Source organism: Photorhabdus khanii NC19, assembly GCF_000517265.1.
GTDB lineage: Bacteria > Pseudomonadota > Gammaproteobacteria > Enterobacterales > Enterobacteriaceae > Photorhabdus > Photorhabdus khanii.
The window spans coordinates 379,501-401,193 of the sequence record NZ_AYSJ01000011.1; the positions used below are offsets into that span (position 1 = coordinate 379,501).

A 21,693-nucleotide genomic window follows, 5' to 3' on the forward strand; every position below is an offset into this window, starting at 1 on the left:
AAAATGCATTTAAGAATGATTACTACCTCAGTTTAAATTCTCTGTATCTGGGAGCCAGTTTTGTGTCAACCTCAATGTGAGTTTGAGCTGAATTAAGACGCCCTTTAGAAAGGGTGTTTACCTTTCTGTGGAGGAAGGGGTAGTCAGGCCGTCCATTGAAGCAGGAACCCACCGAAAGTGTTCAGGTTAGGTAAACCCACGCAGGCACCAAAGTTGTTTTGCCGACCTGGAGAGGACCAAGCAGACACACCACTAACGTATCAGTCAATGTTGCCTTGAGATGTGGTTCTATGTATCTTGGATATAGTGCATTGTTCAAATTGTTCTTTATGTACAATATGAAAAACGCAGCTTAAATCGCTCCGTCTATTTGTAGGCTTCTGACGTTCTTACACAACAATCAAAACTTTTTGAGTGTTTATCGCCCCTCGTCTGAGCATCAGGCGCAACCTCTGAACAATCAGTATTGAGAAAATGGCACCTAAAACCAGGGCCGAGTTTGATGGTATGACCTATTATGAAAGAGATCGCATTGTGAACGTCATGGAAGAGCTGATGAAACTTACCCTAAGGACTCACGACAGATCAGACTAACTGGTTAACCTCTACAGTTAACATAAAATGAAATGGCTTATACATACGTATTCCTCTTCTCAGTTAATTTATACTTTTTAAATAAAAAATACAGAAATATCACTGCAAGCAGGATACTTGTTAATTTGAAAGTAAATTCGATAGAAATAAGTTTTGCAGTATACCCCCCAATAATTGGCATCAAAATTGCCACTATAGATGAAATTTTCTGTATACCTCCTGTAGCTTTCCCTACATGTTCAAAACCAATAATATTTCTTACACCGTATCTGATTGCGAAAAATGTCATACCAGAAGCCATACCAACCAAGAAAATTAATAAATAGTATGTAGCATAATGATTTGTTTTTGCGTCTAAAAAACCAAATCCCCAAAAGGCCACAAAGTTAACCATAACGGAGAATAACAGGAGATTCTTAGCTGACAACTTTTTCAGTAACCAGCCAGAAATTCGCGTCCCTACTATGCCACCGACACCGAGAAGTGAAATTATGTAGCCTATGCTACTTTCACTTTGTCCAATCTTCTCGAAGAAGATACCAAGCATATCATTGCTAAGAAAAAAGGCTAAGTTTGACAAAGTATAGGCCGAAACAAGTAAATATAAATCCGGTTTGCTTTTCAATTGCTGTATGAGTGAGAAATGCTCTACGGCAGTAGAATTTATACCTCCATTTGCATCAGGCCGAAAAGTATTATCAAAGTATGATGTCAGCATGCCAACCAAGTTAAATATTATTGATAATGACAAGATAAACCATAATCCATAGTACGTATTTAAATAAACAACAAATAAGGGAATGACTATCCTGCTAAAGTTAGTAATATATCCATAAATTTCATAAAATCTTTGAGATTCATTATCATCTACATTCAATTTTGTATTTGATATTCCAAGACCACACCGACAGGTTGTCTTGATTAATGTAATTACATAAAGAAATATAATTGGATCAGCTACAGATAAAAAAGGCATGACAATGCCGTTAATAAAGAACAATAGCATCCTCCATTTTAATATACTTCCGTTGTCAAACAGCTTGCCGAATAATCCACTTGCCACCAAAAATGGAATAGCAAAGCAAGCACCTAATATTCCCATTTCAGATGGCGCAGAATGCAGACTATATATAGCTATGAGCAGCCAAAGAGCGTAAGAAAAATAACAAGCAAATTCACACACACACAAAAGAACGTACTCATCCATCAGCAACCAAACCCGGGATTCCACTTTGTATTTAATTTAATCAAAGATAAGCTGGCTACCAAATTCTCCTGACCCAGTCACACCTCTACATTCCACTGCTTGACTATCTTTTATACGCGTATTTTGTTTAATCACATTTAAAGCTATGACCTTAAAAATAACCTTTTGTGCTGCACCATCAGGATCTTGTGATTAGATAGCATCTTCCTGAAAGATGATGTGGGGATCCTGGGTGGATCATTTTCTACGGACCAATGGTTACTTATTGCCAGGGGATCCCACTCCACATCTAATGGCCANAAAGTNTNCTGACATCCTNNATCAANATGNGNTGGTTGGCCTTNCNCNTTGCGTTNANTGNNCAGTNNNATNACANANTGTATTGANGNCCATNTNTCNNGAANNGNNGNACNNCAGGCCATANGGCAGGAATTTGCATNACACGCGGAAATTCNGNCCNTCCATGACCGTTATTTTTNTNCGTAAATTCANCNAGNTCATCNCTCTCATAATGCGAAGCAAAATACGATTTNACCCATTCATAGAGGGTCTTTTGATTGCCTTTGAGACCCACAATAAAATCACCGCCGCGNTGAGTAATTAACGCAAGGGTTTCTTTCTGNCAATGCAAGGCATCCAGAGTGACAATCGCGCCATCAAGCGCCAGTAATTCAATCANTTGTTTGGCAACCGGACCTTCCTGACCTTTGNTTTCGGGTNCCNGATGGTATAGGGCTACACCGGATTCAACATCATAAGCACTGCCCACATGCAGGGCTTCAAATAATGTCCCCTTACAGGTTCCTCTCAGGGTTTTTCCATCAATGGTGATAAGACTTTTTCCTGCCCTGNCCCGANGCNGGTTGATCCAGGCATAAAAGGCTTCNACCAGTGCATCTTGCTCTATCATTTTGATAATATTNGCAATACAGTGACGNCGAGGAATACCGTGAGTAAAATGCGTGTATTGTTTAAGCCACTCGCTCTGTAACTCACCAAATTCCTGAATCGATTTCCAGCCAGAAGCGCCGCATAATACAGCGGAGAAGGCTAAAAAAATCATATCCANTAATTCAGTNTNTTATTGATGTCAGAACGTGGGTCATCTATCTTGCTGATAAAGTTGAAAATACTCATTATTAAGATCACGCTTTTATAGAATAGAGAGATCTTAACGTTTTAATGAGAGAAGTGGCTATAAAAAGTTATATTTTGGTCTTTATTTAACCCAAATAACCTTGTTAAAATTGTGAGATCTTGCCCTGGTTATCACCCAGATTAGGATAGTCATAAACACATATTAATACCTTCCTAGCTGAAAAAAAATATATTATCTAGCCAGAGGTTGGTAATCAATAATTACTCCTTTCAAAATTCAGGTTAACATTAAATCATTTCCCGATAGGGAAACTAAATATAAGCAAACATATTCCTCCATGTAAATTAGCTGTTAAAATAAAAATTTTATTATTGTGAGCCAACTCATATTTTTCTAACTTTCCAATATTCCTTATTCTTGTATTTGAAAAACCATTTAAATACATACATATACCACATGAAATATTGAATAATTTTTCCCGCATTAATCTCATTGCCCACATTTATTTACATCCAGAATTAATAAATGCATTACATATCAACACGTATAAAAAAGAAGCCCCAATCTTGTATTCACAAAACCGGAGCCTAGTGCCTTTCGCTTTATGTCAGGGATCTGAGCACCATGACAAGATGGGAGAAGAACCGTCAACTAGCTACGCCTTGGAAGCTGGCTCATAACTTGAACCATTTTCCCATTTTCACCGAAAAAGCATTTACTATCGAGATAACGATCGCACATAAACTGGGTAGTAGCTGCGCAATAAAACCAAGAATAGTTCCCTGGCTTACCTGGGAATGATGATGCGCCTCGCCCCCCATAGCAATCTGCATGAAAGCAGAGTTTGTCAGGTAAGCATAAACCAAACCGCAAATCCCCGTTACCAGCAGAAAACTTATCAGCATGGCGACCACCGCCCCCACCATCTGAGGTAATCTTGTTCTGATTGAATTGATGGTAAGAACGGTCAGGCAACCTGGAGCAAAACCCCAGCCCAATATATACCAAACAATCATTAACCCTTTCAGCGCAGTGTTGTGCGCCATTTCCAGAATATCGGCACGCCACAATATCAAATTCAGGCATGCAGCCAGCACAGCCAGAAATACGGAAATAGCGAAACTGTTGGGTAAACTCGATTCTTTATTCACTAAAACACCTTTAGACAGTCAAGGAATCTTGCACCTTTTATCGAGTTAAGAAGAAAACTGCCCAAAATGCCAGCAATGAGTGCAGCAGTGTATCCCTTAATCAGGAACAACAACGGCATTTCTATTGAGCCCCAATAATTCAGCCCCACGTTGTGATCCAGCCCCCAGCAAAGTGTCTGGCAAACACTGAAAAACAGAGCGCTACTCACTGCGGTCATGATATAAGCTCCGGCGCTTCCAGGCATAAAACGGGCTGAGAGCAAATAAGTCAATCCCCCAACAGCGGCCCCCATGCCGATACCACATAAACCAAGAGCCCATACCAGACGCCATACCAACGGGCCATTGTCGGGAAATAAAATAAAACTCATTAAAAGAAATCCAGCCTCTGCGATAAAACCCAGAGAAATAAATAGCTTAATCGTGCGTATAGCACGTTTTTCACCTTCTGCCACCGCATATTGCCGATGTTGTTCATTCACAGTTTGATTAGACATTTTTCATCTCCTTAACGTCCGTTAAGCATCACAAAATACTGCGGAAAATGGTCTGATAGTGCTTTTTAAATCTGAATCCAAATTGTCTTTTTCCAAAACAGAGAAAATTGCACTTCCTTGATAATTTACCTCTAATTTATTTCAATCACTGGTTTTGCTTAATTATATGAACTATTACTGAATAAAGTCCGAATAATAGATCAAATAAATTATTTGAGAATACAAGAAAATCAATAGGTCAAAGAAAACAAACTCTATATGATGTAATTACTATGGTATGAGGATGAAAACCTGTCAATGTAAAAGAAGAAATTAAGAAAACAGTTCAATATATGGGCTTAATATTTTGATACTTTATCCGGCCAACCTGACAGAGCCCTTGCGTTATTATCATATTGATCTCCAGAGATAAACAGCAGAAATAAACACTGAATTTGAGTTGGCAAACAACGCCACGCATATTCTGGCTTGCCAACTTGACTGCCTCACTCAAGGAACTGGCTTTCAAATGATAAAAGATGTGATGCCATTTATTGCTACAAGAAACAACAGCTTTCATTTCTGCGTTCTTAATTCCAGAATATACTTAGCGTAATAATTATTTCATCATAGTTAATAACTTGCGATTTTATTATTTATCACTAAAATATAATAAATAATTCCGAGCATTTAATTTTATAATAAAAATATTCAAGTATAGGCACAATTTCAACTTTATGGGTTTGACAATAGCCTGATACTTAGTTATGACTTTATTTAAGAAGCAACAAAATAATTATTCAATGAACTTATTGCTATCAAGACAGAATAATGACAACCATGATAACCAATAAAGTGCAATATTTGGATTTTATTGGATCATATCTATAGGGAGATATATAACTGCCATGAATAAATCCGATCAAGAATTTAATGTTAATGAAAGTACTGTGAAAGTAGATGGAAAGGATGTCAGGTTCTTCACAGCTAAACCTCCGGGCCTAACTAAGGATAATGCCAAGAGTAATACTGTGGTGTTAGTGCATGGTACAAGCGGAAATACAACGCTGCATTTCTGTCATCTATTTCCACTACTTGCCACAAAACACGCCGTTATATCACTGGATTTTTCTCAACCAGTGAAAGCAGGCGAAACCCTTACTCTTGAACATCTTGGAAAACAGGTCGAAGCCGTTATTGAAACAGCTGCGCCAGGGGAATCTGTCACACTGATAGGTTATTCTCTGGGCGCAGTCGTTGCTGCTTCTGTTGCCGCTAAACGTCCGGATCTGGTTCGTAATTTAGTGATGCTCGCAGGATGGATGAAAACAGATTTACAGATGGAAAGACTTGTTGCTGTCTGGCGTCATTTATGTGAGACCAACTCACCTGTTCTTACAGAATTCGTCATGTATTGTGCTTCTGGTGTCCCTGGTCATGTGAATATGGTTCCAGACCCACCTGCAACCGGATTTGAAAATATCAATCCGGGGGAATTCGATGTGTTGCAACTAGACCTTGATGCCCGGGTTGATATCACTCAAATTGCTCCTGAGATAAAAGCCACGACTCTGATTATTGGCTGTACACACGATAACATAACACCCACCTACCATAGCAAAGCACTTTTTGGCGCAATCCCGGATGCACGCTATACAGAGATAGCAGCCGGACACGCTGTCATTTATGAACGCCCTTCCCAGTTGATGTTGGCTATTGACCAGTTCTGCACGGAACCTTCTCTTTACCCTGCCGGGACCATTATTCCCGCTGACCGGCCATAATCCCTTTTACGCTTTGGAGAGCTATTATGAATAAAAGTACACCAGACCATAATCCACAAGCAGATATATCGCAGGTCACAGATGCAGAGATTATCATCATCGGCGCAGGTTTTGCCGGCCTTGGTATGGGAGCCCAGCTTAAGCGCCGATCTCAGCACAATTTTCTCATTCTCGAACGTGCCGATGATGTAGGGGGCACCTGGCGCGATAATACTTATCCCGGTATAGCCTGTGACGTCCCCTCACACCTTTATTCTTACTCATTTCGCCCCAATCCTGACTGGTCTCATGTTTTTTCACCAGGGAATGAAATATTTACCTATCTTCAGGATACCGCCAGGGATGAAGGGCTATTGCCTCATATCCACTTTGGCGCCAACGTTGAAAAAGCCTATTGGGATAACCAAAAAGAGCGCTGGATAATTATCACCACCGCAGGTGTTTTCAGTGGACGGTTCTTGATAACAGGCACCGGGCATTTAACAGATGCAAATCTTCCACAGATCGAAGGTTTGAGCAGCTTTACTGGGGAAGTTTTTCATTCAGCCTGCTGGAAACATGATGTCTCTCTTCAAGGTAAGCGAGTAGGTATCATCGGATCGGGTGCTTCAGCAACTCAGATAGTGCCTGAAGTGGCTCAAAGTGTCTCTGAACTTGTTGTTTTCCAGCGAAACCCATCCTACATTATTCCACGTCCTGACCGAAGTTATTCAGATAGTGAGAAACAGCGTTTCCGACGCGATCCAGAGTCTATTCCCGCTGTTCGTTCAGATATATTCTGGCATTTTGAATCTCTGTACCCATCCCGTCGTTCTATTCCACAATATCTTGCAGAATTCAAACGCATAGCCTCAGATCACCTTAAACGGCAAATCCCCGATCCGGAATTACGTGCAAAATTCACCCCCAGCTATGAAGCGGGTTGTAAAAGGCTTGTGATTGCAAGCAATTATTATCCTACGTTTCTACGAGATAACGTTAAACTCGAAACATCAGCCTTACAACGTATAGATGGGCAAAATGCAGTTTCAGTGGCCGGCAACAGTTACCCACTTGATGTACTGATCTTTTGTACTGGTTTTCAAACCACCCAACCACCTTATTCCCGCCTGGTTCATGGCCGTGATGGTCTCAGCCTTGCTGATCACTGGGCCCAAGGCATGGAAGCTTTCGCATCAACCACAGTGACAGGTTTTCCAAACCTATTTATTATCAATGGACCGAATGCAACACTTTCTCATAACTCAATTATTTACATAATTGAGTCTCAAATAGAGTACATTCTCGGTGCTATTGAACACAGCAGGAAAAATAACAACTGCGTACTTGAGGTTTCTCCTGAAGCTCAACATCGTTATGTCACCGAATTACAAGAACAGATGAATGGCACAGTATGGGTTGGAGATAATTGTACAAGCTGGTACCGTGATTCCCGAAATAAGCGCTTAACACTGATATGGCCTGATTTTGCTCACACATTCAGACAGCACAATAGCAAATTTGATCCTGCTCCTTATCTGTCTCATTCGACAACCGAAATCACTAACCCATAAGCTTTAAACAGCAATTGGATATTCATTCTTTGAGACGGCAAGGGAGAAAACTTGTCTCCCTTGCTGATACCAACAATCGCTTTAGAATGGTTTGGTCGGCAAATACTTCCCGTCGAGCGTAATCACGGCACGAGAACCGCCATTAGGGTCATCAACCTTTTTAATATCAAGTTTGAAATCAATCGCGCTGATAATGCCATCACCAAACTTCTCATGGACCAACGCCTTTAACGTTGAGCCGTAAACTTGCACCATTTCGTAGAATCGGTAAATAGTCGGATCAGTCGGTACACCACCTGGGATGCTGCCACGCACAGGGATAGTTTGCAGCAGAAGGAAAGCATTCTCATCAAGTTCAAGCCGGTCAACCACAATTCTCGCGGCGTCGGCAGGCAATGGATGCTGGCCTAGCAGCGCAGCAGTAACGAATGCGAGACTCAGGCCCGTTCCTTGTGCGATATCCTCAAACGTCAAATTCTTGCGTGTTTTGGCGTCGATGATAGCATCGGTAAGGATCTGGCGGGGAGTTTGGGAATATTGAGATTGTGTCATAACGATTTCCTTTGGATTAATGGGCTATTCAAATGCCGTGGTGAAACATGGATTGTGTTGCAGAAACATGCGGATGGTCCGCAAGCGACACAAATTGACCGAGCAAGCCGTCTAGTGCATCGATCGAACCAGCCTCTATGTCGTAAATCCATCGTGATAGATAAGAAAGCTGATGGATGAAGAATGAACGAATTTATCTATAGCGTCAAAGATCGGATTTCTATCACCTCTATAGTATTTTCCAATAGTTGATTGTCGTTCTGCGGCGACATATTTGTTAATAATCCAGTAGTCACATCTTTTTATTTCAGGCACTGGCATATAGACTTTGCTACCTACTATTGGTCGATTTTGGAACCATGAGTGATGAGATGTACTACAACAGGCACGAGATACAACGTAATGATCCAGGCACCATCGAAAGAGGTCACCAATTGGGTGGCTTTTTTGTTGTTTACATCTTGTAAACGGTAAATGATGACGCTATAGTGTTTACATGATGTAAACTGAGTGAGTGACATGCACGTTATTTCCAAAGATCCATTTGAGAAAGCTGCACGCGATTTCCCAAATGATGCGGATGCAATTATTGCAATGTATAAGCAGTTAAAAGAAAAAGATTTTGAGAACCCTGCGGAATTACGAAACCAGTTCCCTAGTCTTGATAATTTCAAGTACAGAAATAAGTGGTGGGTGATAGACATAGGCGGGCAAAACTTACGAATGATTGCCTATATACATTTTGTTAATAAACGCCTATACGTCAAGCACATAGCTACTCACGCAGAGTATGACAAATTAACTAAGCAGTATCGGGAGACAAAAGAATGATTGCAGAACCTACCAAAGCACTTGAAGCCACAAAGGTACTGGTAGCTGCGGTTCCCTTCTTAGGGAGCAGCACTTCCGAGGATGCATATAATGACGCTCTGGCAATGGTGGATTACCTCATTGAACATGATGATGAAAACCCACTGATTGACTTTCTAGCCGCTAAAATCGCTGAGTATGAAAACAACAATGAGCGTTTTACTGCATTTAATAAAGCAGTAAATGACATACCAACCGGTGTAGCAGCGCTGCGTGTGTTAATGGATCAATACGGACTCTCTTACTCAGACCTGAAAGAAGAGATTGGTTCCAAATCACTTGTCAGCCAGATTCTATCTGGTAAACGCTCATTAACGATTGCGCATATTAAAGCGCTTTCCAAGCGCTTCAACGTAAGGCCAGATCTGTTTCTCTAATGATTTTGTCATCGTGGCCGCCCCATGCAAATGATGCGGCTTTTTTTATCGTCTTCATTCTGTTCAAACCTTACTACCGGATTGTCAGGCAAGCGGCCTATCACCGTTTGGTAAATCCACCAGCGTCGGCACTAGCTTCGGAACGGGCCGCTACAGAACGACAAACCGGTGTTGACATGCTCGGGAAGCCCTTATAGTCTTCACTCCATCGTGGCTGATAAGACAGCTGACAGGTGAAGAATGAGCAAATTTTTCTATAGTTTCAAAGATCGGGCTGTCATTATTTCCATATTACTTTCAAATAGTTAATTGACATGCTACTGCGACACATTCGTTATCTTCTGGCGATTGCCGAACATCAGAGCTTCACTCGCGCCGCAGAGGAACTTCATGTCTCGCAGCCGACCCTATCACAACAAATCAGACAGCTTGAGGAATCACTGCATGTGCAGGATTTAAGCCGTGGATTGCTCAGGCTGGCAATGACACCCACCTTCACTACTTACTTCATCGGCCATTGGGTAGAACGTTTCAACGCACGCTATCCGGGAATTGCATTGATTATCAAGGAAATGACGCAAGATCAGATCGAGGTAGCTTTAGCGGAGAACCAACTCGATCTCGGCATCGCGTTTTCAGCGGTGCGATCCCCCGACATTGATAGCGAGCCATTGTTCATCGAAACACTCAGTCTGATCGTTGGTCAATCGCATTGATTCATCAGTCAACAAACATCATTGACAGCGAAGATGCTGGAACATGAAGGATTAGCGCTATTAAGCAAAGACTTTGCAACGCGAAGCCATATCGATTTGTACTTCCAGAGACAGGGGATCACGCCGCGCATTGCAATTGAGGCTAACTCAATCAGCACAATCGTAGAGATTGTCCGCCGGGGACGGCTCGCGACTTTGTTACCTGATGTCATAGCCTACGAGCAGGCCGGGCTCAATTCCATTGCCATTCAACCTCCGTTACCGCAGCGCAATGCCGTGCTGTTGTGGCTCAGCGGCGCGTATCGAAGCGCTGCGAGTCAGGCGTTTGCCAATCTGATCACGCACCGTTTCGATGTACACCAAGAAAGTGATAATTTCTGATAAACAGAAAACACAGTGCGCTTGGTGGCTTCCGAATTAAGACAGCCAATCTATAAGCTTGTTTCTAATGTAATCAGATGAAAGACGTTCCTGCTCTAAACGTGAAGACTGGAACCGGCCAGAGATGAGATTATTAAACAACTTTGTTTCATCCTCATTTAGCGATGAAGGATTGGATTCAACTGGATTTGGTTCAGGAACCATTCTATCTTCATGAACTTTAACGGTTTCAACATCCATCATCAGGGATTCAATATCCACAAACTTGTCTCTGGCGTCACTGAGAATAGACAAGCCCCAGGTATCAATATCTCCCCAATACCCTACACGCTTGCTTCTCAACCATGTCGCATCCATCCATGCAACGTTTTTCCCTCCTCCTATCACCGCAACTGTGTCAGGCATGTCGGGTAATGCCAAACCAGACTGTAAGTTTTCGACTACTAATATATTCGATGCTGGAAGTTCGTGCTGTTTAAGTAATTCACCAGGTATTTGAAGTATCGGAATTCCACCAAGCGCGGCCATAGCAGTATGGCAAAGCGGTCTGATGGTTAACCAGCCCTTGGGATTTGTTAAACAACCCAACCAGGCAGTAAGACCTCCAAATGCAGAAACCGCACCTTTGTGAATCACATCGGTCAGCTCTTCGATCAGGATTTGGTGGTTCTCAAGAAACTTAGTATCAATACCAATGAGAGGTAATGCTCTTAAATATTGTCCTTCCCCCAAGCCTGGCTTTAATTGTGGAAGAAGCTTTGCCAGTAATTCCGCATCTCTCAAAGAGAGTTTTTCCACAATATCTATACACTTAACCAATGCAGGATAGAGATCTTTATCAACCCGCAAGAATGGCTTCATATTTCTTTCCCATACCTTACTTCGCGAAAGAGCATCATTCCCTAAAAATTGAATCAAATGTTGCATTGATTCAATAGCAACAAAAGTCGGGATTCGCTGCTCAGACAACTCCCGGAAATTTTTGGAAGACCACTCCACATGGTCTTGATAGGGAAATGATTTCCACTCATCAACAAACCGCTGAAAATGAACCATATCTGATATAGCAGAACTGCCTCTCGGTGGTTTTAAGCCAACACGGACAGGGAATGCTTTGATGCCCAGTAACCGGGCCTTTAGTGAGGAAAGATTATCCCACTCACGTTGCCTAATGATGCTCTTAACTTGTGCCGGCAATAACCCCCAGCGCGTTTCACACAGCCCTTTTTTCATATCAGTTTTTCAAGTTCGATGCCCAGACCAGCAACCTCAGCAGCTAACTTTTTCCCCTTCTCTTCCCTCATTCTCCGATCAATCTCTTCCCAGGTGACTTCACATAAATGGCTATCGTGGTTTTCCTGGTCTCTTTCTGCAATGAGCAACGAGCGGGCCGATTCTCTCGCCAAATTCAGGTTTTTATAAGGCGTAATCAAATTAACGTGAATATGCAGTTCCCTAAATACCCGGAGCACACGCCGGCTTACTGTTTCGGCCGTATTCGAGAATGCTTCGTCCAGGAAAACAGTACAGTAGACAGGTCGATCATAGCCATTCGGCGTCAAAACATAGGCCAAACTTGCCGCAACAATAGTTGCCGCAAATGACTCTTTCTCCCCACCTGACTTTCCACTGGATGACTCCAATACATCACGAATCTCACCCGTATTGATATCCAATTCTTCGGCATAAAATGACATCTGATAACGGGAATCAAGCAGCCTTAAACTTTCCAATGTATTTGAGGAACCTGGCGCACTTGCTTTCCCAAGGATTTCAACTACCTTAGCCAACTGACGGAACCGTGCTTCATGGTCATCACTGGTTACCTGACTAAGCACCTTACGCAGATGCTGTTCAAATTCATTAACATGCGGGAATTTCTCTCTTTTTGAACCCAACTTTAAATGTGTCTCTGATCGAAACTCTGTACGCTTGAGGACCCGGTTAATAATGTCAATCCGCTCGAGGATATCTTCCCGTTCAGATTCAAGCTTAGTTTTAATCCGCGCCAGCGACTGCGTTGCATGCTTATTCAAACGTTCAATAAACTGCTCTACCAGGTTGGGAAGCCCTTCCTCTTCCAGTTGTCGTAAATGATTAAGATAATCAGGTAAGCTGCCAATATCACTTTGCCAGTCAACCGTGAAGACTTGCCATTTATCGTTAGACCTGAACGAAACCATAATGCTGATGGCTGATCTTTCCGCTCTGTCTTTATTGTTCCGGCTAGAATCTAACAGACGATCCAAATCTTCTTCAACTTTCGACACCAATTCAGCCATCCGGCTTAAATCGTTTGTATTAAGCACGCCAACCCGAATCGCAAGTAACTGCCTGGCTGAATCAGGTAATCCCCTCGACGCTTTTGCCTGCGCTTTGCTCCATTCTTCTTGCGCATTTTTCAGCGTATTTTTAACGCCACCAGAATCAGAGTTAAGCTGATTTAATGCCGATTGAATTTGAGCCAATTGCTCTTTAGCCGATTCCCAACGCTCTCTGGCCTTATCAAGATCACCGCCTGATTGTTCTAACACCTTAAGGTCAGCTTGCAAATCAGAAAGCTTTTCGTGCCAGTAAGGAGCATTAATATCATCCCAGCGGTAACTTTGGATCTTCTCCCAAAGTATTTTACGATCAGAAACAGAATTCAAATCTTGACGGGCCTGACTCACATTTTTCCCGGTTTCCGCCAGTTGCAGAGTTAACTCTTTTTTATCGTTATTAAGAATGGCTAAACGTGATTTATTTGAAAAACCCAGACACCAGTGTCTCCTGTCATCTATCCGGTGCTGATCTTTTTTATCAAAGCGCCCCTTATCCATGTGCATTAACCCCTGTTGCGTCATCGAAAACGGGGTTTGATCCAATTCTTCCGTATTCGAAACACATTGCAGGTCAAATCGCTGCAAGTGATGCTTGAGCCACTCCCGATAAGGGTGAGTGCGCCATACCAGTTTCCTTAAATAACCGTCAGGCTTAAACTCCGCCGATTGACCCAGGTTAGTCGCAGCATCATTCACAACTTGAACACGTACATGTAAACCCGTATGCCGGGCGTTTAACCAGCGAGTCACCATCGAATAACAATGATGTGGCACAGCAAGTGTTGTCCGTAACCCGCCTAACGCCCTCTCTATCGCGCCTTGCCATCTCTTTTCATGATCTTCGACATCGATAAGCTCACCGATAAATATACATTGGTCTTTACTTAATTCTAAGGAGTTAACCAGTTCATCCCGCAGTTGCTGATATTTCACATCAATATTAGAATCCGGCCTTGCCTCGATTTCCCGAATTTCCTGAGAGATATCATGGATATTTGCTTGCAACTCACTGAATTTGGCACTGATGGTGGCAAACCTGTCCTGATACTCTTCTTCGTCACGCTGAATACTGGCAAGCCTGGCTGATGCTTCGGATTGATTTTTGAGAAATACAGCCTCCTCTAATACAGAAGGAAGAGCCAGTTCATTAGCATGAGTTTGATATTGCGATGAATTTCGAACCACACGATTCAATTGATCTTGGGTATGGCCCATTTCTTTTCGAAGCGATTCTATTTTATCCCCGCCAAACTGAAGATATTCCTCATGTCTTCGTTCAACCAGGTTATCCGCATCGACTTTCTGCCCTTCAGCTTGCTTAATTCCGAGGGATAGTGCTTCAAGTTCAGCCTCAATATCGGCAATTTTCTCACTCCACAATTGTGCGAAGATTTCCCCAAAGTAGACCGGGAGACTGTTTTTTTCGGCCGTTAATTCCTCAAATTCTTTCGTCTTTTTTTCGATAATTGAGCTGAGTTCAGGTAACCTGGATAAATGCTCTTTTTGTGCTCTTGCATCCACTAATTGACTATGAATTGCCACTAGATCAGCAAACTCTTCCACTACCTTTTTGGCATCATCTTTGACTGTACTCGGTTCAAGTACCAATTCACGAATCAACCCGGTTAAATCATCAATTTTTTTCAGGCCCAACGCCCGCGACAACAATGCAGGCGCATTCTTATTGTCCATATACAGAAGCTTTCGGTACAGCTCCTGATAATCGGAAAAATTATCATCACAGCATGTCATTGCCGGATCATCACGGAGCCATTGCTTGAATGATCGGGCATTACCATCCCCAAAGGCATCAAGCATTTCCTTAAGAGTCAGGTCTCTTTTGGCGACAATATAAACTCGTGTCACGTCCGCAAGCACATTCGTCGATTTAGTGATCCAGAAAAGTGCCGCAAGCGTGATTTTTGAGCCATCGTTGCCCTGATATAAAGCTCTAAGCCCAGTCACCACGCCAAATTCACGCTTACTTCTGACTCTCGTACCCGCTCCATCATGGGCAGATCCAAAACTTCCCCGCATATAAGAAAGTAAAGTCCGGTCAGAACGATCACCCTGCGCCGCAGCCACGTTAAAGGTTGCCCTTCCGGCAGGAAGGAGCAAGGCCATAAGGCCATCAATAAACGTCGATTTTCCCGCACCGTTATCCCCAGTAACCAAAGTTCCCATAGGATCGATCAACGCGGTATGCAAGCCGTTAAATGACCCCCAGTTATAAACTGAGAGTTCGGCTAATCTGATTTGACCAACATGAAATAATGAATCAGCCGAAAGAGTTTGATCAGTCATTTTCATCTCCTGTTTCCTCCTCTCCATTTTGATAATCAACAGCGTTGCTGCCATTTTTATTTAGCTCAATACCCTTCTCATCCGCCATTTTCAGGTATTCATTCAGCATACTTTCGAGAAATTCAGCACTGACTACGTAGCGGATCACCGGTGTAATCTCGAAGCGATCCTCACTTCCCCGCACCGAACTCAATATTTTTTTCGTCACCATTTTCTCAAGAGCACCCTTGAGCTTTCTCCGGTCAGATTTAGTACTGTTTGTCAGCGGTAAAAACGGTGTCAAATGGGATTCTATACGCTCGATATCAATGATAATCCTTTGCTCACCTGACGTTTCCCGATCCTGGTAGTGTTTGCGCAGCACTAACAGCAACAACGTATCGTATAAAGAGAGCGTCCTTCGGCTAATCAGAGAGACAACCTCTTCATCATCTATACCCAATGACTCGGTATCTTCCTCATTTTGAAAACCGGCTATAAAGGCGACACCCGCTTTCTCATCTAAAACCAGCTTCAAATAGACTTCTGACAGATGTTTGCGTACAGCACATTGGTATCGACAAAGCGATTCAAACAACTTGGCTTTCTGCGAAGACAATATAACGCCCTGACGCAGCAAGCTAACCAGCACCCGGCGCGCATCAGGTGGCATGCTACTACTTGAACTTTCAGAGTGATCACTGGCTAACACATCATCAACTTCAACGGATGAGCTTTTATTGGCAGCGACATCAGATTCAACAGCGGATGTGCCTGTAAGCGGGTTATACCCTGATTGAGTATGATGTTTTATCAACTGATCGAAGAACCCTGTTTGCTGTTCTTTCTGAGGATCCGAATCAGACTTCTCGAGGGTTGCGGGGGTACCATTATCTTTATTCAACTTTTTGTCTTTATGCATTCCAACCCTCACACAATGATATCTACAGCCACTTTACTATTCACCATTACAGGACCAATTCATCCAAACTGTCTGGAAACAGGTCGGCACTCAGAAGAAAAGTGGGGATAGACGCCCGCAAGCGAACTCCCTGTTTGTCACTAATTTCAATTGATTCCTTCTCTTCCAATAATGCCGCCCCGACAGATTTCGCAACCCGTAAATAGGCAACTAACTCCTCCAACCCTGAATTAAGCGGGTGATAATGTGCAATAGATGCAATCGTCATTGGACCAAACTCTTTTAACGTTTCTAATGCCCTCTCAGCGATCAATCGGATTTGAACAGTATCAAGGCAATCCAGCATCTGTATACTCGGTTCTCGAGAGTTAAACCGCTCTTCAACACCAGAGGTATCCAGCTTTTCATCGGGTGATTTAAGGAGCATACTTTCGGGAGAACTAATACTTGCCGCCCCAACGGGCAATGAAAGAGCTGTTGTTGTTTGCAAGTCGCAATCAGCATTCCTCAATTCAACAGCAAGTCGTTCCAATTGACCAAGCAATCTATCAACAGCACGATTTTCTTGAGCAGTGCCACTCTCTATGTAAGCCCGCAAGCTCTCTTCTGTTCTTCGTCTGATTTGAAAAACTCGGTCACTCTCACGGCTCAATTCTCGCATGAGCTGACTTAAGAATTGCCGTTGCGGGGTACTTAAGTGTTCTGCGACCGGGCGATTTAAAATGCTTCGAAGCTGATCCCGCAGCTCCATCGTTCTATTTTGATCACATAACAAATCAAAAAAGCTCTCAAACGCACTACCGGCATCCGTTTTAGCTAGCAACGCTTCTTTTTCTAAAACAGCAAGAAGGACATCTCCTCTGGTAGAGTCTCCCTCAATAATTTGAATACGAATTTCCTGATCCAACCGACGAATTTCATCTTCAACACGGCGGAAATCACCCGTTAAAACAGAAGCCAACTGGTAAATCTCACGAATCCTTTCCCGCTGCTCAACCTCGGTCAGTTCGGTTACAATGCCTGCCTTCAGGGCATCAATCTCTCTCTGAATTTCGGATTTTCTATCTTCCAAAAGCGTGACACGCTCATCGACATTTGGGCTAATCGCCACCGCAAAGTCCCTGACTGCTTCCTGAACAATTCGAAGATGAGACGCAGTAGTTCCTGATCGGCGCTCATCAAGTCCCTGACTAAAACGGAGCGCAATTTCACTGGCATCCGTTTTAGTTAATGTGTCATCCATCTCACGCAACCAGCCTTCCCGAATCCATTTATTGAGATAAGTGCCAGCCCCCGTTTCCGTTTCCCACAGACCAAGTTCACGACAGCGTACCAGCTCTGCATCAAGTGACACACGGGCACGACTAAAAGGGACTTCACTATCCTCCGAAAATAACTCACCCAAAAATGCCAAAATTAAAGGGGAATTATCAGCTCTTAACAGTTTCCAGGCTGCACTTTCCTGAAATAGACGGCGGTACTTTGCCTGTAACCCTTGGAAGTTCAACTTGCCTCCCTCTGTGTGGTTATGAGTAAAAAGCGATTAAATGAGTACTGGCTCGTCACCACCCTTTCCAAAAAGCCACCACTAAGAATTTTGTATAATTCACAATCAAATAAAAACCATATCATCATGTTTTTTATTATGTCAACGCCTGTTATTAACTCTTGTAATTATTAGGCGCTGTGATCAGAGAGAATTAAGCTTATAAAGCCATCCATTTTTTGAAGAAGGCAGTAAGATGATGAAAAACAAAAGCGATTAGCGCAGATAATTTAAGGTGATAAACAATGTCTCAATTATCATCAGCAAGGGAAGCGGCGGGAGTCCCCCTTTGAAGTTAAAGATGGGCGGTCTGTCCAGACCGCCCCGATGCAAACAGTGGAAAATTCCTGCGCGTTACTTCCTGCGGACAGGCAAACCAGTACCGCGAACGCCATCCTGTGGTAAAACCAGCACCGCTACCGACCAAGCCGGCAACGTGACCGCGCCATCTTTGGCTATTCTGATACCGGCTGCCAACGAGGTGCTGCCCAGCTCTCTTTGAATATCGTTCAACTTCAATCCCTTGACATTAAGATCTCTCACCATAGCAAACCATGGTGCAGCATTGATCATCACTACTAAGCCGTCAAACCGCAAATCACGATCATCATCGGTGGTATTACCATCATCTATCGTCATCACCAGTAATCCGAGTTGCTGATTTGGTCCGACATTACGGAAATCGACACGTTGCTTAACCGATGCACCATCACCAAGCGTCATCAGTGGTGAAAATTGACGCAGGCGCAGCAGTTCCTGATAAAAAGCGGTCATCTGCAATAACTCAGTTTGGCCTGGTTTATCCACTACGTTTTTCACTCGTTCAATCAATGCGTAATTTCCACCATCATCACGCAAGCCTGGCATACCAACATCATAGTTATTGTCTTGGTAAGTGTAGCTGACACGGTTAAACCAATCGCCGGCATTATAGGAATCACGGGTAAAAGATTTAGAACGTAGTAGTTCCGAGCCATGTTGGGCGAAGGCCAATCCCTGCCCAAGGAATGTAGTAGCGAGGGATATTGCCTGCATACGAACCCGTGTCGCCAGATCCGCCTCGCGCGCAGCTTTGTAGCTGATTATGTCCCATAACGTTTGATTATCGTGTTTGGATACATAATTGATCACCTCAATTGGATCAGCAGCATAACCGGCTATAGCCCCTTTGTAGTCAATTTCTCTGCCGGTTTTCACCGCCCCATCTTTATCGATCAACACAAAATCAGCCAGATTGCCCGCCATCCCCAAACGTACCAGATCCGCCAGATGACGCACCTCATCAGCATTTAACCAAGACTGTTCGTTAGGTAAAGTCCCGGCACCATTACCCACTCCCTGGTTAATACGAATGCTGTCAGCGGAATCGAACGGTCCACCACCCTGTATTGCATCACGCAATCGATCAGAGAAAGTACCAATCCCAGTACCCTTAAGATTAATCTGTGAAGCCATCTCGAAACGGTCGTCCTGCCCGGAATTCCAACCTTCACCGAAGAAGTAGACCGATGGGTTAATCGCGCGTACTTTTGCCAGCGCCGATAACATCTGTGCCTTGGGATGAAAACCCATTAAGTCAAAGCGGAATGCGTCGATCTTATAGTCCTTAACCCAGGTAACCAATGAGTCTTCGATTAGTTTAGCGAACATGCGGTGCTCTGGTGCCGTATCGTGACAACAGGTGTTAGATTCAACGTTACCACTGATTTCATTCAGGCGATGATAGTACCAAGGGACTATCTTATCCAACACGGAAGATTTGTTTGTTGGGCCCGCAGCATTGGTGTGGTTGTACGCTACGTCCATGACCACATTCATTCCCAGTTGCTGCTTGATGGCCTGAATCATAGCGCGAAACTCTTTTATACGTACCGAACCTTCCGCATCTGTGGCATAAGAGCCTTCCGGTACTGAGTAATGGAACGGATCATAGCCCCAGTTGTAGGAATCGGTTTCCGCAATCATCGCATTCAGCTCTTGTACCTGCGGGTTATCGGCATTATCACCACTCAGCAATTCCTGTAACACTTCACCGACTGTCTGTGACCCATCGCAATAATCAGCAAAGCGGCTGTTTCTCACCATTGTATTGATCTGGCACAAATGACTGAATGGATGATTAAGATCAGCTACTTGGTCGCTGAATTCACTAACAGAAGCCAAATCAAATACTGGCAACAGCTCCATATGAGTGATTCCTGCCCGGCTCAGTGCTTTAAGATGTTTGAACATATCGCTGTTGTTAGCAGTCAGAGCCAGATATTTACCGCGCCAAGCTTCCGGCACCGTGTTATCTGCAACGGAGAGATCACGAACATGAGCTTCATATATGGCCATGCGTGCAATGTCCGCCGGTGTACTTTGCGAACGCGGCATAATCAGGCTATCCCAGTTTTGTGGTTTCAACGTCACATCATCCAAGTTAATTACTTGACTGTATTCCGAATTGGTCGACAGACTATGGGAATAGGGATCGGTAACCTCATAATGCTCCACATTGCGGGAACGTGGATGGTACACCGTTACAACATAGCGGTAATAAGCACCAACCAATTCCTTGTCACCTTGCCATGACCAAGCGCCACTAGCAGGATCACGGTTCATTGGATAGTTGGCGATTATTTGTTTATCTGTATCGTAGATAACCAGCCCGACATCCTGAGCAGTAGGTGCCCACAAACGGAAAGTAACACCTGCATCATTGATCAGCGCACCATACTCCAACGTGTCAGCCGCATCGGCAAAACGGTCATCCAACACGCCGGCAGTTTGTACTTGAGTCGCTGATAATAACAGGCCTTCTTTATTGGTCGCCAACACGACCAGATCACCGGTGAGTAACGTTTCAATATCCGTGTCTTCTGGCAGGCGGAACGCTGTTAATTTCTGCAAGTGTGGGAATCGATCCGCCGTTTCCTGACTCAAGGTAGTCGGTGTTAATGCCAGATAGCTATCGGTAAAGTTTCCTAGGTCATTGGCTACGACTTTACTCCGGCTATGATATAAACGGACATAAGGCTTATCTGCTCCACCTGACCACAACAGTGTCTGATTGTCGACCCAGTGTGCCGAAGCCTGGGAAACACCGAACACAGATTCAAAGGCTTCCGCCCGACTACTATAGATTTGATTATTGCCGGGTATGACAGAAACAGTACGGTTACTGAAATCGGAGAAGGAAATTCTCAGGTCACTGTCGATCAATTTAGTGTTGTTACCATCACGCACGATAAAATTAATACAGCCCTCGTTTTTGTTTAACGGCACAACCCAGTAAGGTCCATAACTATCGCTGCCCGTAGGAATTGCACTGAAATCATTCCAGCTTAATGAGGGAGAAGCCAGGGCATCACAGCTTTCATCGTTCCATAGGTAGAGGGTATTGGTACTGTAATCACGGTTTGTTATCGGATCGCGTTGACTTAATTTATCAATATCCACCAAGTGGATAACGGCCTGAAGATCACCGGCACGAGCAACTTCACCCGGTATTTTGATAGGGAGATGCGCTATCGGCTCTTTAGGGGGATTAGGTGAAGAACCATTGTTATCACAGCCTGCCAGCAAAACGAATGAACCGCTTAATATGACCGAATAAGCCTTTTTCAAGAAGTGAGCTACCATAATCAGACCTTTTAATAGTAAGAAATTATCGACGATATTATTGCGAATGAATTAAATTGGAAATATTAAATAATGTCTCAGATAAAGCAGCATCCTCCTAATTTTGATACTAATAGGGAGGAGGAATCAGGAGGAGATGCCTTTTCGTGATATCGCACACAATAATTATGCAATATTCTTTTATTACATAATGCTGATGTGAGTTTTATGTGTATTACTCTATATATTTTCCAT

15 protein-coding genes and 2 pseudogenes are annotated in these 21,693 nt (G+C 43.4%); 5 read left to right on the plus strand and 12 right to left on the minus strand.

The genetic code is table 11. From position 1 onward, the window contains the following. Positions 1-631: 631 nt before the first annotated feature. The 5 genes and pseudogenes from PTE_RS11405 to PTE_RS11425 all read right to left on the minus strand — a co-directional run bounded on the left by PTE_RS11405 (position 632) and on the right by PTE_RS11425 (position 4,548). Complete coding sequence (locus tag PTE_RS11405) at positions 632-1,801, minus strand: MFS transporter (RefSeq protein ID WP_036846423.1); 1,170 nt, start codon at positions 1,799-1,801, stop codon at positions 632-634. A gap of 36 nt (positions 1,802-1,837) precedes the next feature. After that, positions 1,838-2,938 (minus strand): annotated as a pseudogene (locus tag PTE_RS11415) (ISAs1 family transposase). Positions 2,939-3,192: 254 nt separating this feature from the next. Continuing rightward, entirely contained in the window at positions 3,193-3,402 is a 210-nt protein-coding gene (locus PTE_RS25470; protein WP_131601492.1) for a hypothetical protein, read from the minus strand. 172 nt (positions 3,403-3,574) lie between these two features. Next, positions 3,575-4,051, minus strand: a complete 477-nt coding sequence (locus PTE_RS11420; RefSeq protein ID WP_081738207.1) for a hypothetical protein — start codon at positions 4,049-4,051, stop codon at positions 3,575-3,577. Further along, on the minus strand, positions 4,051-4,548 hold the full coding sequence (locus PTE_RS11425) for a hypothetical protein (protein ID WP_036846435.1): 498 nt from the start codon (positions 4,546-4,548) through the stop codon (positions 4,051-4,053). The genes PTE_RS11420 and PTE_RS11425 overlap by 1 nt, the downstream gene beginning before the upstream one ends. Before the next feature lie 887 nt (positions 4,549-5,435). Here PTE_RS11425 and PTE_RS11435 point away from each other — a divergent pair. Then, positions 5,436-6,311 carry an alpha/beta fold hydrolase gene (locus tag PTE_RS11435; protein WP_036846442.1) on the plus strand — a complete coding sequence of 292 codons (876 nt, stop codon included), beginning with the start codon at positions 5,436-5,438 and terminating at the stop codon, positions 6,309-6,311. Positions 6,312-6,337: 26 nt separating this feature from the next. Next, positions 6,338-7,864 (plus strand): flavin-containing monooxygenase, encoded by a 1,527-nt coding sequence (locus PTE_RS11440; RefSeq protein WP_081738208.1) that lies wholly within the window; start codon positions 6,338-6,340, stop codon positions 7,862-7,864. A gap of 81 nt (positions 7,865-7,945) precedes the next feature. Here PTE_RS11440 and cynS read toward each other — a convergent pair whose 3' ends face one another. Together cynS and PTE_RS25735 are read right to left on the minus strand one after the other, a co-directional pair. Further along, a complete protein-coding gene (cynS, locus tag PTE_RS11445; RefSeq protein WP_036846445.1) occupies positions 7,946-8,416 on the minus strand; it encodes a cyanase in 471 nt (156 codons plus the stop codon). A gap of 338 nt (positions 8,417-8,754) precedes the next feature. Beyond that, the gene (locus PTE_RS25735) at positions 8,755-8,937 is read right to left on the minus strand and encodes a hypothetical protein (protein ID WP_036846454.1); all 183 of its coding nucleotides are present in this window, start codon (positions 8,935-8,937) and stop codon (positions 8,755-8,757) included. Here PTE_RS25735 and PTE_RS11455 point away from each other — a divergent pair. The 3 genes and pseudogenes from PTE_RS11455 to cynR all read left to right on the plus strand — a co-directional run bounded on the left by PTE_RS11455 (position 8,936) and on the right by cynR (position 10,760). Further along, on the plus strand, positions 8,936-9,247 hold the full coding sequence (locus tag PTE_RS11455; RefSeq protein WP_036846456.1) for a type II toxin-antitoxin system HigB family toxin: 312 nt from the start codon (positions 8,936-8,938) through the stop codon (positions 9,245-9,247). The two genes, PTE_RS25735 and PTE_RS11455, sit on opposite strands and share 2 nt — an antisense overlap. After that, positions 9,244-9,663 (plus strand): helix-turn-helix domain-containing protein, encoded by a 420-nt coding sequence (locus PTE_RS11460; RefSeq protein WP_036846457.1) that lies wholly within the window; start codon positions 9,244-9,246, stop codon positions 9,661-9,663. Before PTE_RS11455 ends, PTE_RS11460 begins: the two co-directional genes overlap by 4 nt. A gap of 314 nt (positions 9,664-9,977) precedes the next feature. Beyond that, positions 9,978-10,760 (plus strand): annotated as a pseudogene (gene cynR, locus PTE_RS11465) (transcriptional regulator CynR). Between the two features lie 36 nt (positions 10,761-10,796). Here the strand turns inward: cynR and PTE_RS11470 are convergent. The 5 genes from PTE_RS11470 to pulA all read right to left on the minus strand — a co-directional run bounded on the left by PTE_RS11470 (position 10,797) and on the right by pulA (position 21,459). Then, the gene (locus PTE_RS11470; protein WP_036846458.1) at positions 10,797-11,993 is read right to left on the minus strand and encodes a DUF3322 domain-containing protein; all 1,197 of its coding nucleotides are present in this window, start codon (positions 11,991-11,993) and stop codon (positions 10,797-10,799) included. Beyond that, the gene (locus tag PTE_RS11475; protein ID WP_036846459.1) at positions 11,990-15,388 is read right to left on the minus strand and encodes an ATP-binding protein; all 3,399 of its coding nucleotides are present in this window, start codon (positions 15,386-15,388) and stop codon (positions 11,990-11,992) included. Before PTE_RS11475 ends, PTE_RS11470 begins: the two co-directional genes overlap by 4 nt. Next, a complete protein-coding gene (locus PTE_RS11480) occupies positions 15,381-16,289 on the minus strand; it encodes a DUF4194 domain-containing protein (protein WP_051477373.1) in 909 nt (302 codons plus the stop codon). The genes PTE_RS11475 and PTE_RS11480 overlap by 8 nt, the downstream gene beginning before the upstream one ends. A gap of 46 nt (positions 16,290-16,335) precedes the next feature. Next, positions 16,336-17,796 carry a DUF3375 domain-containing protein gene (locus tag PTE_RS11485; RefSeq protein ID WP_036846461.1) on the minus strand — a complete coding sequence of 487 codons (1,461 nt, stop codon included), beginning with the start codon at positions 17,794-17,796 and terminating at the stop codon, positions 16,336-16,338. 393 nt (positions 17,797-18,189) lie between these two features. Beyond that, entirely contained in the window at positions 18,190-21,459 is a 3,270-nt protein-coding gene (pulA, locus tag PTE_RS11490; protein ID WP_051477374.1) for a pullulanase-type alpha-1,6-glucosidase, read from the minus strand. Positions 21,460-21,693 lie beyond the last annotated feature (234 nt).